At 71.7% G+C, this 13,818-nt stretch carries 13 protein-coding genes; 8 read left to right on the forward strand and 5 right to left on the reverse strand.

The window, feature by feature from the left end; translation table 11 throughout:
* The first annotated feature begins 7 nt into the window (after nt 1-7).
* Both WBQ80_RS05630 and WBQ80_RS05635 read left to right on the forward strand, forming a co-directional pair.
* On the forward strand, nt 8-349 hold the full coding sequence (locus tag WBQ80_RS05630; RefSeq protein ID WP_336572937.1) for a PadR family transcriptional regulator: 342 nt from the start codon (nt 8-10) through the stop codon (nt 347-349).
* Complete coding sequence (locus WBQ80_RS05635; RefSeq protein WP_336572938.1) at nt 346-1,338, forward strand: HAAS signaling domain-containing protein; 993 nt, start codon at nt 346-348, stop codon at nt 1,336-1,338. The genes WBQ80_RS05630 and WBQ80_RS05635 overlap by 4 nt, the downstream gene beginning before the upstream one ends.
* Before the next feature lie 75 nt (nt 1,339-1,413).
* Here the strand turns inward: WBQ80_RS05635 and WBQ80_RS05640 are convergent, their stop codons facing one another.
* From WBQ80_RS05640 to WBQ80_RS05660, 5 genes are all read right to left on the reverse strand, one after another.
* Entirely contained in the window at nt 1,414-2,202 is a 789-nt protein-coding gene (locus WBQ80_RS05640) for an SDR family NAD(P)-dependent oxidoreductase (protein WP_336572939.1), read from the reverse strand.
* A gap of 128 nt (nt 2,203-2,330) precedes the next feature.
* Nucleotides 2,331-3,506, reverse strand: a complete 1,176-nt coding sequence (locus tag WBQ80_RS05645; protein WP_336572940.1) for a thiolase family protein — start codon at nt 3,504-3,506, stop codon at nt 2,331-2,333.
* 41 nt (nt 3,507-3,547) lie between these two features.
* Entirely contained in the window at nt 3,548-5,053 is a 1,506-nt protein-coding gene (locus tag WBQ80_RS05650) for a glyceraldehyde-3-phosphate dehydrogenase (RefSeq protein ID WP_336572941.1), read from the reverse strand.
* Between the two features lie 176 nt (nt 5,054-5,229).
* Nucleotides 5,230-5,532, reverse strand: a complete 303-nt coding sequence (locus WBQ80_RS05655; RefSeq protein WP_336572942.1) for a hypothetical protein — start codon at nt 5,530-5,532, stop codon at nt 5,230-5,232.
* 9 nt (nt 5,533-5,541) lie between these two features.
* Entirely contained in the window at nt 5,542-6,918 is a 1,377-nt protein-coding gene (locus WBQ80_RS05660; protein ID WP_336572943.1) for an MFS transporter, read from the reverse strand.
* 150 nt (nt 6,919-7,068) lie between these two features.
* Between WBQ80_RS05660 and hpaH the strand changes: the two genes are divergently transcribed.
* The 6 genes from hpaH (at nt 7,069) to hpaD (ending at nt 13,815) form a co-directional block, all read left to right on the forward strand.
* On the forward strand, nt 7,069-7,854 hold the full coding sequence (gene hpaH / locus WBQ80_RS05665; protein ID WP_336572944.1) for a 2-oxo-hept-4-ene-1,7-dioate hydratase: 786 nt from the start codon (nt 7,069-7,071) through the stop codon (nt 7,852-7,854).
* Nucleotides 7,839-8,678, forward strand: a complete 840-nt coding sequence (locus WBQ80_RS05670; protein WP_336572945.1) for an HpcH/HpaI aldolase/citrate lyase family protein — start codon at nt 7,839-7,841, stop codon at nt 8,676-8,678. The genes hpaH and WBQ80_RS05670 overlap by 16 nt, the downstream gene beginning before the upstream one ends.
* Before the next feature lie 64 nt (nt 8,679-8,742).
* On the forward strand, nt 8,743-10,311 hold the full coding sequence (locus tag WBQ80_RS05675) for a fumarylacetoacetate hydrolase family protein (RefSeq protein ID WP_336572946.1): 1,569 nt from the start codon (nt 8,743-8,745) through the stop codon (nt 10,309-10,311).
* Nucleotides 10,308-11,063 (forward strand): GntR family transcriptional regulator, encoded by a 756-nt coding sequence (locus WBQ80_RS05680; RefSeq protein ID WP_336572947.1) that lies wholly within the window; start codon nt 10,308-10,310, stop codon nt 11,061-11,063. Before WBQ80_RS05675 ends, WBQ80_RS05680 begins: the two co-directional genes overlap by 4 nt.
* Complete coding sequence (gene hpaE / locus WBQ80_RS05685) at nt 11,060-12,592, forward strand: 5-carboxymethyl-2-hydroxymuconate semialdehyde dehydrogenase (protein WP_337282487.1); 1,533 nt, start codon at nt 11,060-11,062, stop codon at nt 12,590-12,592. Before WBQ80_RS05680 ends, hpaE begins: the two co-directional genes overlap by 4 nt.
* 56 nt (nt 12,593-12,648) lie before the next feature.
* On the forward strand, nt 12,649-13,815 hold the full coding sequence (hpaD, locus tag WBQ80_RS05690; RefSeq protein ID WP_336572949.1) for a 3,4-dihydroxyphenylacetate 2,3-dioxygenase: 1,167 nt from the start codon (nt 12,649-12,651) through the stop codon (nt 13,813-13,815).
* The last annotated feature ends 3 nt before the right edge of the window (nt 13,816-13,818 follow it).

Genomic DNA, 13,818 nt, shown 5'->3' on the forward strand with positions numbered 1-13,818 from the left:
GCTCGACATGAGTACGGATGACACCACCGCCGGGCACCTGCAGGAACTGCGCCGCGGCACGGTCGTGCTCGGCTGCCTCGTCCGGCTGTGCGAGCCCGACTACGGATACGCCCTGCTCGAGTCGCTGAACGGCCTCGGCATCACGGTCGACGCCAACACGCTCTACCCGCTGCTGCGACGGCTCGAGAAGCAGGGCCTCCTCACGAGCGAGTGGAACACCGACGAGGCACGACCTCGCAAGTTCTACCGCACGAGCCCCGCGGGCGAGCAGCTCGCGGGCATCCTCACCGCCGACTGGAAGAACATCGACCGGGCCCTGACCCGCCTGACCTCGGGAGACGCACGATGACCACCCCGACCGCCACGCTGACCGACCGCTACGTGTACGCGGCCGCGCGGGACCTCCCCGAGGCGCAGCGCACCGAGTTCGCCCGAGAGCTGCGCGAGCGCATCGCCGACGAGGTCGACGCCCGGCTCGCGGCCGGCGACGGCACCACGCCGGCCGACGCCGAGGAAGCGGTGCTCCGCGAGCTCGGCGATCCGTCCGCGCTCGCCGCGGCCTACGTCGACCGCCCGCTCCAGCTCATCGGGCCGCGGTACTTCCTCACCTGGAAGCGTCTGCTGACCCTGCTCTACGCCATCGTGCTGCCCGTCACCGCGGGCGCGGTGCTGCTGGCGCAGCTCCTGTCGGGCGCCGAGCCCGGCGAGGTCGCCGCCGAGGTGATCGGCACGGTGCTCGCCCTCATCGTGCACCTCGCCTTCTGGGTGACCCTCGTGTTCGCGATCCTCGAACGCACGCCCGGCACGCAGGCCGTCGAGCGGTGGACGCCCGCCCAACTGCCCGACGTCCGCGACGAGGGTCGCGCCGGCCGGCTCGGCGACCTCATCGCGTCGCTCGTGTTCCTCGCGCTGTTCGCCGTGCTGATCCTCTGGCAGCAGGTCTCGCCGCCGTTCTTCGATCGGTCCGACACGGCGATCCCCGTGCTGGACCCCGGCCTGTGGTCGTTCTGGCTGCCGTACTTCCTCGTGCTGATCGTGCTCGAGATGCTGTTCGCCATCGCGATCTACCTGCAGGGCTGGAACTGGCCGCTCGCCATCGCGAACCTCGTGCTGAACGTGGCGTTCACGGTCCCGGCGCTGTGGCTCCTCGCGACCGGCCAGCTCTTCAACCCCGAGTTCCTCGACGCGGTCGGCTGGCCCTGGGGCGAGGCGGCCGGAGTCACCACCACCGTGCTGGTCATCGTGTTCATCGGCATCGCGGTGTGGGACGTGATCGACGGATTCGTCAAGACGGTCCGTGGGCGCGGGGGATCCGCCCTCACGCTCGGCCGCATCTGACACGCGGGCCGACACGAGCGGATGCCGCGGGGCGCGCACCCCACGGCATCCGCTCGTCGCGGTCGTGGGCGGTGCCTACTTCGGCTGCATCCGGATCGCCCCGTCGAGGCGGATCACCTCGCCGTTCAGCATCGGGTTCGCGATGATCGAGCGCACGAGCGCCGCGTACTCGGCGGGGTGGCCGAGCCGCGAGGGGTGCGGCACCTGCTGCTCGAGCGACGTGCGCACGTCGTCGGGCATGCCGGCCATCATGGGCGTCTCGAAGATGCCCGGGGCGATCGTGACGACGCGGACGAGCAGCTTCGAGAGGTCGCGCGCGACGGGCAGCGTCATCCCGGCCACGCCCGCCTTGGACGCCGAGTACGCGGCCTGGCCGATCTGCCCGTCGAAGGCCGCCACCGAGGCGGTGTTGACGATGACGCCGCGCTCGGCGGTCGCCGGTCCGCCGGGCACTCCGCCGCTCACGGGCTCGGTCCGGGCCATGGCGGCGGCGGCGAGCCGGAGCACGTTGAACGTGCCGATGAGGTTGACCCGGATCGTCCGCTCGAAGGCGTCGAGCGGCGCGGGCCCGTCGCGGCCGACGGTGCGGTTCGCCGTCACGATGCCGGCGCAGTTCACGGCCACGCGCAACGGCGCGAGCGCGGATGCCGCGGCGACCGCCTCGGCGACCTGGGCCTCGTCGGCGACGTCCGCCGGCACGAACCGCACGCGCTCGCCGAGGGCGGCGGCCGCCTCGTCGCCGCGCGGGCCGGGCAGGTCGACGATCACGACGTGCGCGCCTCCCTCGACGAGGGCCTCGGCCGTCGCCCGTCCGAGTCCGGACGCGCCGCCGGTGACGATCGCTGATGCTCCGCTGAGTTCCATGGGTCTCCTTCGTGGTGTCGTTCCGCCGAGTGATGCACTTCACGTCCGGTGATGCCGTTGCAGCGGTAACACTCGACGCGCCCGGTCTCACTCGATGCAGGCAGGGGCCTCGGGGCGGCGTGCGCGGGTCAGACGCGCTCGATGACGGTGGCGTTGGCCATGCCGCCGCCCTCGCACATCGTCTGCAGCCCGTAGCGCCCGCCCGTGGCCTCGAGCTGGTTCACGAGCGTCGTGAGCAGGCGCGTGCCGCTCGAGCCGAGCGCATGGCCGAGCGCGATCGCGCCGCCGCGCGGGTTCAGCTTCGCGGCAGCCGCACCCGTGTCGGCGAGCCACGCGAGCGGCACCGACGCGAACGCCTCGTTGACCTCGTACACGTCGATGTCGTCGTGCGTGAGGTTCGCCCGTTCGAGCACCTTCGCGGTGGCCGGGATGACGCCCGTGAGCATGTACAGCGGGTCGCTCCCGACCACCGAGAACGCGCGGAACCGCGCTCGCGGCTCGAGCCCGAGCCGTTCGGCCGCCTCGGCGCTCATGATGAGCGCGGCCGAGGCGCCGTCGGTGAGCGGCGACGAGTTGCCGGGCGTCACGCGCCACTCGAGCTCGGGGAACCGCTCGGCGAGCCGGTCGGTGCGGAACGCCGGGTTCAGTCCGGCGAGGGACTCGACCGTCGTGGCGGGCCGCACGGTCTCGTCGGCGAGCGAGTCGACGCCGGGGACGGACACCACCTCGGTCGCGAACGCGCCCGACTCCCCCGCCGCCGCCGCGAGCGCGTGCGAGCGAGCGGCGAACTCGTCGAGCCGCTCCCGCGAGAAGTTCCACTTCTCGGCGATGAGCTCGGCCGACACGCCCTGGTTGACGAGGCCCTCGCGGTAGCGGGCTCGCACGCGCGAGCCGTACGGGTCGGCCCCGGCCGCACTCGACCCGAGCGGCACACGGCTCATCGACTCGACCCCGCACGCGATCACGATGTCGGCCTGCCCGGCCATGATCGCCTGCGCGGCGAAGGTCGCGGCCTGCTGGCTCGACCCGCACTGGCGGTCGATGGTCGTGCCGGGCACCGTCTCGGGGAACCCGGCGGCCAGCACCGCGTTCCTGACGACGTTGTACGACTGCTCGCCGATCTGGCTCACGCAGCCGCCGATGACGTCGTCGACGAGCGTGGGATCGAGGTCGTTGCGATCGACGAGCGCGGCGAGCACGCCCGCCAGGAGGTCCACCGGGTGGACCCCGCTCAGCAGCCCGCCGGGCTTGCCGCGCCCGACCGGGGTTCGGATGACGTCGACGATGACGGCTTCTCGGGTCATGCGTCCCAGCCTAGGCGCGGCCGCCCCGGCGCGGCATCCGCTCAGCCGACCTCGGCGACCTCGGGCACGGATGCCGCGACGACCTGCTCGACGCGCACGGGCTGGCGCTCGGGCAGGACCATCGGGTGCGTGCCCGCCATGGCCTCGATGACGCGCACGACCTGGCACGAGTAGCCGTACTCGTTGTCGTACCAGACGTAGAGCACGACGTCGGTGCCGTCGGCGATGGTCGCGAGCCCGTCGACGATGCCGGCGCGGTGGCTGCCGACGAAGTCAGTCGAGACGACCTCGGCCGACTCGATGTAGTCGACCTGCTGCCGCAGCGGCGACGTGAGCGAGACCTGCCGCAGGTACGCGTTCAGCGCGGCCCGGTCGGTCGGCTGCTCGAGCTGCAGATTGAGGATCGCGAGCGACACGTCGGGCGTGGGCACGCGGATCGCCGACCCGGTGAGCTTGCCCTCGAGGGCGGGCAGCGCCTTGGACACGGCCTTCGCCGCACCGGTCTCGGTGATCACCATGTTCAACACCGCAGAACGCCCGCGGCGGTCGCCCTTGTGGAAGTTGTCGATGAGGTTCTGGTCGTTCGTGAACGAGTGCACCGTCTCGACGTGGCCGCGCACGATCCCGTACGCCTCGTCGATCGCCGCGAGCACGGGCGTGATGGCGTTGGTGGTGCAGGAGGCCGCCGAGAGGATGCGGTCGTCGGCCGTGATGGCCTCGTGGTTGATGCCGTGCACGATGTTCTTGATCGCGCCCTTGCCCGGCGCCGTCAGCAGCACGCGCGCGACGCCCTTCGAATCGAGGTGGCGGCTGAGGCCCGCCTCGTCACGCCAGCGGCCGGTGTTGTCCACCACGATGGCGTCGGAGATGCCGTACGCGGTGTAGTCGACGGTCGCGGGGTCGTCGGAGTAGATCACCTGGATGAGCGTGCCGTTCGCGAGGATCGTGTTCGCCTCCTCGTCGACCGTGATCGTGCCCTGGAAGGGACCGTGCACCGAGTCGCGGCGCAGCAGGCTCGCGCGCTTCTGCAGGTCGTTCTCTGCGCCCTTGCGCACGACGATGGCGCGGAGGCGGAGGTTCTGCCCGCCGCCGGCGTGCGCGATGAGGATGCGGGCGAGCAACCGCCCGATGCGTCCGAAGCCGTAGAGCACCACGTCGGTGCCGGATGCCGCCGGCTCGCCCGCGTCGACGAGCACCGGCGCGAGCTCGCCGCGCAGGAAGTCGACGAGGTCGGTGCCGGGCGCGGCGGCGTGGAAGCGCGACACGAGACGCGCGACGTCGACCGAGGCCGGCCCGGGCGCGATCTCGGCGAGCGCCTCGAGCACGCGGATCGTGTCGTCGAGGTCGAGCTCGACATCGCCCGCCTGACGGGCGAACCGGTGGGCCTTGAGCAGCTCGACGGCCGACCGGTTGATCAGGCGACGGCCATGGATCGAGGTGACGACGCCGTGACGGCGATACAGGCTGCCGATCAGCGGGATCATCCGCTCGGCGAGCTCCTCTCGGGCGATCCATTCCTCGCGACGGGATTCGAACTCGTGGCTCACATCAGGCCCTTCTCGGCCGCGCGCGAAGGTGGGCAGCGTCGACCGCACTCAAGTTGGGGGGTGTTCAGGATTGTAACGGCCCCAGTGAGCGGGAAGGGCGTACACGGCGGTACCTCGGGCCGCTGTCAGTGTACTCGACGTCCACCCCTCGGTCGGGCTCCGTGCGACCAGCGGGGTCAGGCGACGAGGTCGTCCACGAGGGCGATGTCGTACGTCGCGACCCGCTGCGGCACGCCCTCGAACGCGGCCGCCCGGGCGTCGGACCCCAGGTACTCCCGTTCGCGGGCGACGAACGCCTCGGCATCGCCCGGCGCGCTCACGGCCCAGACGAACTGGTTCGCCTCGCGGATGCCGTAGGCGAACTCGATCGTGAACCCCGCGCCGGACCGCACGCGCGGCATCCACTCGCGCCACCACGCCACGAAGGCGTCGTACTCCCCGTCGACGAGCGTGTACCTGCGCAGCTGGACCGTCTTCACCCGGCCACCCTACTCCAGGCCGCGGATGGCGCCGCGCGCCTGCTCGGCCTCGTGGTCGGGGCCGAGCGGGATGCCCGTGCGGTCGCGCAGGATGAGGGTCGCGGCGAAGGCGACCAGCATGACCCCGGCGACGTAGAACGCGACCGAGGTCGCGGTGCCGGTCGTCTGCACGAGCCAGGCGGCGACGGTGGGGGCGAAGGCGCCGCCGAGGATCGCGCCGATCGCGTAGGTGATCGAGACGCCCGAGTAGCGGATCGAGGCGGGGAACAGCTCGGCGAAGTACGCCGCCTGCTGGCCGTACGTGAAGCCGTTGCCGATCGCGAACAGGGCGACGCCGAGGAACAGCAGCCACGGGTTGCCGGTGTCCACGAGCGGGAACAGCAGGAACACGGTGGCGAGGAACGCCAGCCAGCCGATGATGTAGGTGTTGCGGCGACCGATGCGGTCGGAGACGACGCCGGCGGCGAAGGTGGTGATGAGCCAGACGACCGAGGCGCCGGCCACGGCGAGCAGCACCGGCGTGCGCTCCATCCCGACGAGCCCGCCGTCGGCGAGCGGGGTCGTGGCGTAGTTCTGGATGTAGCCGCCGGTCGTCATGTAGCCGGCCGCGTTGTTGCCCGCGAAGGTGAGCGCGGCGAGCAGCACGAGCAGCCAGTGCCGGCGGAAGAGCGTCAGGATGGGGGTCTTCGCTGCGGCCTTCTTCGCGGCGATCTCCTCGAAGACGGGGCTCTCGTCGACGGCGCGGCGCACGAAGATGCCGACGACGATGAGCACGACGCTGAGCAGGAACGGGATGCGCCAGCCCCACTCGAGGAACGCGTCGCCGGGCGAGATCACGCCGGTCATGAGCGCGAGCGTGCCCGACGCCAGGAGCAGGCCGATGGGCACGCCGATCTGCGGGGAGGCGCCGTAGCGGCCGCGTTGGTGGTCGGGTGCGTGCTCGACCGCCATGAGGACCGCGCCGCCCCACTCGCCGCCCGTCGAGAGCCCCTGGAGGATGCGGAGCAGCACGAGCAGCACGGGGGCGAGCACGCCGATCTGGGCGTACGTCGGCAGCACGCCGATGAGGGTGGTCGCGCCGCCCATGAGGACGAGGGTCACGACGAGCATCGCCTTCCGACCGATGCGGTCGCCGAAGTGCCCGGCGAGGAAGGCGCCGAGCGGGCGGAACAGGAAGCTGATGCCGACCGTGGCGAACGACAGGATCGTCGCGAACTGCGGGCCGGCGGGGGCGAAGAAGAGGGCGCCGAACACGAGCCCCGCCGCGCTCGCGTACAGGAAGAAGTCGTACCACTCGATGGTGGTGCCGATCACGGTGGCGAGGGCGACGCGGCGCAGTTCCACGCGCTTGCTCGGGGCCAGGTGGGTGGCGGTTGCTGCGGTCATGGCGGTATCGACTCCTCTGTCGGTCCGCGGTCAGGGATGGCGCGACGCCCGGCGTCGCACGTCCCTTATCGTATACGATTTCGCATACCAAATGTGATCACGGTCTCGTGTACCATCGCGAGAGACGCCTCGACGACGAAGGGGAGCACCATGCTGGACCCATCCCGCATCGCGGAGATCGCCGACGAACTGGCCGCCGCCGACCGCGACCGATCGATCGTCCCGCTCCTCACCGCACGCAATCCCGAGATGACCGTCGAGGACGCGTACGCGGTCCAGCGGCTCTGGGCCGAGCGGCAGGTCGCGGGCGGCCGCCGCCTCGTCGGACGCAAGATCGGCCTGACCTCGAAGGTCATGCAGGTCGCCACGGGCATCACGGAACCCGACTACGGCGTGATCCTCGACGACATGGTCCACGAGTCGGGCGCCGTGATCGAGCACGCGCGGTTCTCGAACGTGCGCGTCGAGGTCGAGCTCGCGTTCGTCCTCGCGAAGCCGCTGAGCGGCCCCGGCACGACGATCTTCGACGTGCTCGACGCGACGGCCTACGTGGTGCCGGCGCTCGAGATCCTGAACTCCCACATCGAGCTGCAGGGCCGCACGATCGTCGACACCATCTCCGACAACGCGGCGATGGGCGCCATGGTCGTCGGCGGCACGCCCGTGCGGGTCGACGCGGTCGACCTTCGCTGGGTCTCCGCGCTGCTGTACCGCAACGAGACGATCGAGGAGTCGGGCGTCGCCGGCGCCGTGCTCGGCCACCCGGCGATGGGCGTCGCGTGGCTCGCGGACAAGCTCGGCCAGCACGGGCAGTCGCTCGGGGCCGGCGAGATCATCCTGGCCGGCTCGTTCACCCGCCCGATGTGGGTGGAGCAGGGCGACACGATCCACGCCGAGTACGGACCCCTGGGGGCGATCACGTGCCGATTCGCCTGAACCTCCCCGAGACCTTCGCGCAGCGGCTCGCCGCCGCCGAACGCCCCCTGGTCGGCCTCTGGGTCTGCTCGGCGAGCCCGGTCATGGCCGAGATCGTCGCGGGCAGCGGGGTCGACTGGGTGCTCATCGACGGCGAGCACTCCCCCAACGGCATCGAGTCGATCCTCGCGCAGCTCCACGCCGTCTCCGGGTACCCGGTGGCACCGGTCGTGCGCGTGCCGATCGGCGACCCGGTGATCATCAAGCAGGTGCTCGACCTCGGCGCGCAGAACCTCCTCGTGCCGATGGTCGACTCGGCGGCCCAGGCCGAGGAGCTCGTGCGGGCCGTCCGATACCCGTCCGCCGGCATGCGCGGGGTGGGTGCCTCGCTCGCACGGTCCTCCCGCTGGAATCGCGTGCCGTCGTACCTCCGCGACGCGTCGTCGACGATCAGCCTCACGGTGCAGGTCGAGTCGGCGGCGGCCGTCGCGGCCGTCGACGACATCGTCGCGGTCGACGGGGTCGACGCGATCTTCGTCGGCCCGGCCGATCTCGCCGCCTCCATGGGCCGCCTGGGCGATCCGTCGCATCCCGAGGTCGTCAAGGCGGTGGTCGCGTCGATCGCGGCCGCCCGTCGCGCGGGCAAGCCCGCGGGGGTGAACGCGTTCGTGCCCGACGAGGCCGAGCGCTACCTCGAGGCGGGCGCGGCGTTCGTCGCCGTCGGCGCGGACGTCGCGCTCGTCGCCCGCGCCACCGAGGCGCTCGCCGATCGCTTCATCGGAGGGGACCGCGCCGACGGCGCAGCGGCGACCTCCCCCGACGCCGGCCCGCGGGCGTCGTACTGACGCCGCGCTTGCCCCGCGCGACCAGATCGTATACGATTTCAGATACGAAGAGACGAGGACGCTCATGCCGACCGATGCCATTCCCACCCCGGGCAAGATCATCGCCGTGCACCTCAACTACCCGTCCCGCGCAGCGCAGCGCGGCCGCACCCCCGCCGCGCCCAGCTACTTCCTGAAGCCCTCGAGCTCGCTCGCCGCGACCGGTGAGACCCTCGAGCGCCCGGCCGGCACCGAGCTCCTCGCGTTCGAGGGGGAGATCGCCCTCGTGATCGGCCGGCCCGCCCGACGGGTGTCCCCCGCCGACGGCTGGCGCCACGTGGCATCCGTCACCGCCGCCGACGACTTCGGCGTCTACGACCTGCGCGCCGCCGACAAGGGCTCCAACGTGCGATCGAAGGGCGGCGACGGCTTCACCCCGATCGGCCCGGCGCTCATCCCCGCCTCCGCGGTCGCCCCCGACGGCCTGCGCGTCCGCACCTGGGTCAACGGCGAGCTCGTGCAGGAGGACACGAGCGACACGCTGCTCTTCCCGTTCGGCCAGCTCATCGCCGATCTCTCGCAGCTCATGACGCTCGAGACCGGCGACGTGATCCTCACCGGCACGCCCGCGGGCTCGTCGGTCGTCGTGCCCGGCGACGTGGTCGAGGTCGAGGTCGACGCACCGGATGCCGCGGGCGCCCCGACCACGGGCCGGCTCGTCACGCGCATCACCGAGGGCACCGAGCCCTTCGGGGACTTCGGCACGAAGCCCGCCGTCGACGACCTGCAGCGCGTCGAGGCGTGGGGGTCGGAGGAGGAGCTCGCGTCCGCCGTGGCGACCGGGCGGGCGTCGGCGCTCGCCTCCGGGTCTCGAGGCGGCGCCGAGGCGCCTCCTCGACCCGCAGAGGGCGACGGCGCCGGGGCGCCTCCTCGACCCGCAGACGGCTTCGAGCTCACCGACGAGCTCCGCGCGCAGCTGTCCTCCGTCGCCGTCGCGACGTTGTCCGTCGCGCTCCGCAAGCGCGGCTACCACGACGTGTTCATCGAGGGCGTCTTCGCGAACCACCCCGGCGACCGGATCGTGGGCCGGGCGCGCACGCTCCGCTTCATCCCGGCGCGGCCCGACCTGTTCGCCGAGCACGGCGGCGGCTACAACGCACAGAAGCGGGCGTTCGACACGGTCGGGGCCGGCGAGGTGCTCGTGGTCGACGCCCGCGGCGAGCGCGGCACCGGCACGGTCGGCGACGTGCTCGCGCTGCGCGCCGAGGTCCGCGGCGCCGCGGGCATCGTGACCGACGGCGGCGTGCGCGACTTCGACGCGGTGGCCGAGATCGGCATCCCCGTCTTCTCGCAGGGTCCGCACCCGAGCGTGCTCGGCCGCCGCCACGTGCCGTGGGAGACCGACGTGACGATCGCGTGCGGCGGTGCGGCGGTGCAGCCCGGCGACGTGATCGTGGGCGACGGCGACGGCGTCATCGTCATCCCCCCGCACCTCGTGGCCGAGGTGGCCGCCGAGGCGGCGGAACAGGACGCCGCCGACGCCTGGGTGGCGGAGCGGGTCGCCGAGGGCGAGGCCGTCGACGGGCTGTTCCCGATGGACCGGCAGTGGCGCGAGCGCTACGAGCGCGAGCGGGGCGACGGAGGCCGGCGATGAGCGCGCAGAGCAAGTCGCAGCAGGCGTACCGGTTCGTCCGCGAGCGCATCGACGACGGCCGCTACGTGCCGGGGTACCGGCTGGTCCTCGGCCAGATCGCGCGCGAGCTCGACGTGTCCGTCGTGCCCGTTCGCGAGGCGATCCGCCGGCTCGAGGCCGAGGGCCTCGTGACGTACGAGCGGAACGTGGGCGCGCAGGTCGCGCTCGTGAAGGAGACCGAGTACCTGCACACCATGCAGACGCTCGCGCTCGTCGAGGGATACGCGACGGGCCTGTCGGCCGGGTCGCTGACTCCCGGACATCTCGAGCGAGCCCGCGAGGTCAACGAACGGATGCGGCGCACCCTCGACGACTTCGACCCCCACCGGTTCACCGAGCTCAACCTCGAGTTCCACTCGATCCTGTTCGAGACCTGCCCGAACCCGCACGTGCTCGACCTCGTCCACCGGGGCTGGAACCGCATGAGGGTGCTTCGCGACTCGTCGTTCAGCTTCGTGCCGGGCCGCGCCCGCGAGTCGGTCGAGGAGCACGCCCGCATCGTCGAGCTCATCGAGCAGGGTGCCGACGAGCTCGAGATCGAGCTGGCCGCGCGCCGCCATCGGACCGCGACGCTCGACGCCGTGCTCGCCTACCAGGCGCAGCACAAGCCGCCGACGGATGCCGCGTCCGCGTCGGCTCCGATCCGACCCGTTCCCGAGCCGGGCGATGACGCCGCGGCATCCGCTTCGAACCAGGAGGCACAGACCGCATGACCCAGCACATCCCCGAGGGCCTGCCCGACCGCATCCGCCACTACATCGGCGGCCAGTTCGTCGACTCGGTCGGCGGCGAGACGTTCGACGTGCTCGACCCCGTGTCCAACGAGGTGTACGTGCAGGCCGCGGCCGGGCAGAAGGCCGACATCGACCGCGCGGTCGAGGCCGCGCAGCGCGCCTTCCGCGAGGGGCCGTGGCCGAGGATGCTCCCGCGCGAGCGCTCGCGCGTGCTGCACCGGATCGCCGACGCCGTCGAGGCGCAGGACGCCCGGCTCGCCGAGCTCGAGACCTTCGACACGGGCCTGCCGATCACGCAGGCGCTCGGCCAGGCGCGCCGCGCGGCCGAGAACTTCCGGTTCTTCGCCGACCTCATCGTCGCCCAGGCCGACGACACGTACAAGGTGCCCGGACGGCAGGTCAACTACGTCAACCGCAAGCCGATCGGCGTCGCGGGCCTCATCACCCCGTGGAACACGCCGTTCATGCTCGAGTCGTGGAAGCTCGCCCCGGCGATCGCCACCGGCAACACGGTCGTGCTGAAGCCCGCCGAGTTCACGCCGCTGTCGGCCTCGCTCTGGGCGGGCATCTTCGAGGAGGCCGGGCTCCCGAAGGGCGTGTTCAACCTCGTCAACGGGCTCGGCGAGGAGGCGGGCGACGCGCTCGTGAAGCACCCGGACGTGCCGCTCATCTCGTTCACGGGCGAGAGCCGCACCGGGCAGGTCATCTTCGGCAACGCCGCGCCCTTCCTCAAGGGGCTCTCGATGGAGCTCGGCGGCAAGAGCCCGGCCGTCGTCTTCGCCGACGCCGACCTCGACGCCGCGGTCGACGCGACGATCTTCGGCGTGTTCTCGCTGAACGGCGAGCGCTGCACCGCGGGCAGCCGGATCCTCGTCGAGCGCGCGATCTACGACGAGTTCGTCGAGAAGTACGCCGCGCAGGCCGAGCGCGTGGTCGTGGGCGACCCGCACGACCCGAGGACCGAGGTCGGCGCGCTCGTGCACCCCGAGCACTACGACAAGGTGATGTCGTACGTCGAGATCGGCAAGTCCGAGGGCCGGCTCGTCGCCGGCGGCGGGCGGCCCGAGGGACTCGGCACCGGCAACTACGTCGCGCCGACCGTGTTCGCCGACGTGCCGAAGGAGGCCCGGATCTTCCAGGAGGAGATCTTCGGGCCCGTCGTCGCGATCACGCCGTTCGACTCCGACGAGGAGGCCCTCGAGCTCGCGAACGGCGTCACGTACGGACTCGCCGCGTACATCTGGACGAACGACCTGAAGCGCGCGCACAACTTCGCCCAGGCGGTCGAGGCCGGCATGGTGTGGCTGAACTCGAACAACGTGCGCGACCTCCGCACGCCGTTCGGCGGCGTGAAGGCCTCGGGCCTCGGCCACGAGGGCGGCTACCGCTCGATCGACTTCTACACCGACCAGCAGGCCGTGCACATCACCCTCGGGGCGGTGCACAACCCCACGTTCGGCAAGCAGGAGCGCCACGAGGCCGACCTCGACGATCCGGACCCGCGCTGAGCGGCATCCGGAACCTCATCCCCGACATCCGTCATCCGCGAAGCAAGGACGCCGACATGACCCACCGCGACGACAAGACGCTGACCTCCTCCGGGTTCTACGTGAGCCAGGAGGCCCCGATCCACACGGACGACCCGATCCCGACGCCGTCCGCGCCGGCTCCCGACATCCTGCGCTGCGCCTACATGGAGCTCGTGGTCACCGACCTCGAGGCCAGCCGCCGCTTCTACGTCGACGTCCTCGACCTCGTCGTCACCGAGGAGACCGAGGACACCGTCTACCTCCGCTCGCTCGAGGAGTTCATCCACCACAACCTCGTGCTGCGCAAGGGCCCGGTCGCGGCGGTCGCCGCGTTCTCGTACCGCGTGCGCACGCCCGAGGACCTCGACAAGGCCGTGGCGTTCTACACCGAGCTGGGCTGCCGCGTCGAGCGACGGCCCGAGGGCTTCACGAAGGGCATCGGCGACTCGGTGCGCGTCGAGGACCCGCTCGGCTTCCCGTACGAGTTCTTCCACGACGTCGAACACGTCGAGCGCCTCGCCTGGCGCTACGACCTCTACACGCCGGGCGCTCTCGTGCGCCTCGACCACTTCAACCAGGTCACCCCCGACGTCCCCCGCGCCGTCGCGTTCATGCAGGACCTCGGCTTCCGCGTGACCGAGGACATCCAGGACGACGAGGGCACCGTGTACGCGGCGTGGATGCGGCGCAAGCCCACCGTGCACGACACCGCCATGACCGGCGGCGACGGGCCCCGCATGCACCACGTCGCGTTCTCGACGCACGAGAAGCACAACATCCTCGCGATCTGCGACAAGCTCGGCGCGCTCCGGATGTCGGACCGGATCGAGCGCGGACCGGGGCGCCACGGCGTCTCGAACGCGTTCTACCTCTACTTGCGCGACCCCGACGGGCACCGCGTCGAGATCTACACGCAGGACTACTACACGGGCGACCCCGACAACCCCGTCGTGACCTGGGACGTGCACGACAACCAGCGCCGTGACTGGTGGGGCAATCCGGTCGTGCCGTCGTGGTACACCGAGGCGTCCCTCGTGCTCGACCTGGACGGCACTCCGAAGGAGGTCGTCGCCCGCACCGACGCGAGCGAGATGGCGGTCACGATCGGCGCCGACGGATTCTCGTACACGCGACCCGAGGAGGGCGACGCCTCGATGCCCGAGTGGAAGCAGGGCGAGTACAAGCTCGGCAACCAGCTCTGACGC

The sequence above is a fragment of the Agromyces sp. CCNWLW213 genome (assembly GCF_037199545.1).
Lineage (GTDB): Bacteria > Actinomycetota > Actinomycetes > Actinomycetales > Microbacteriaceae > Agromyces.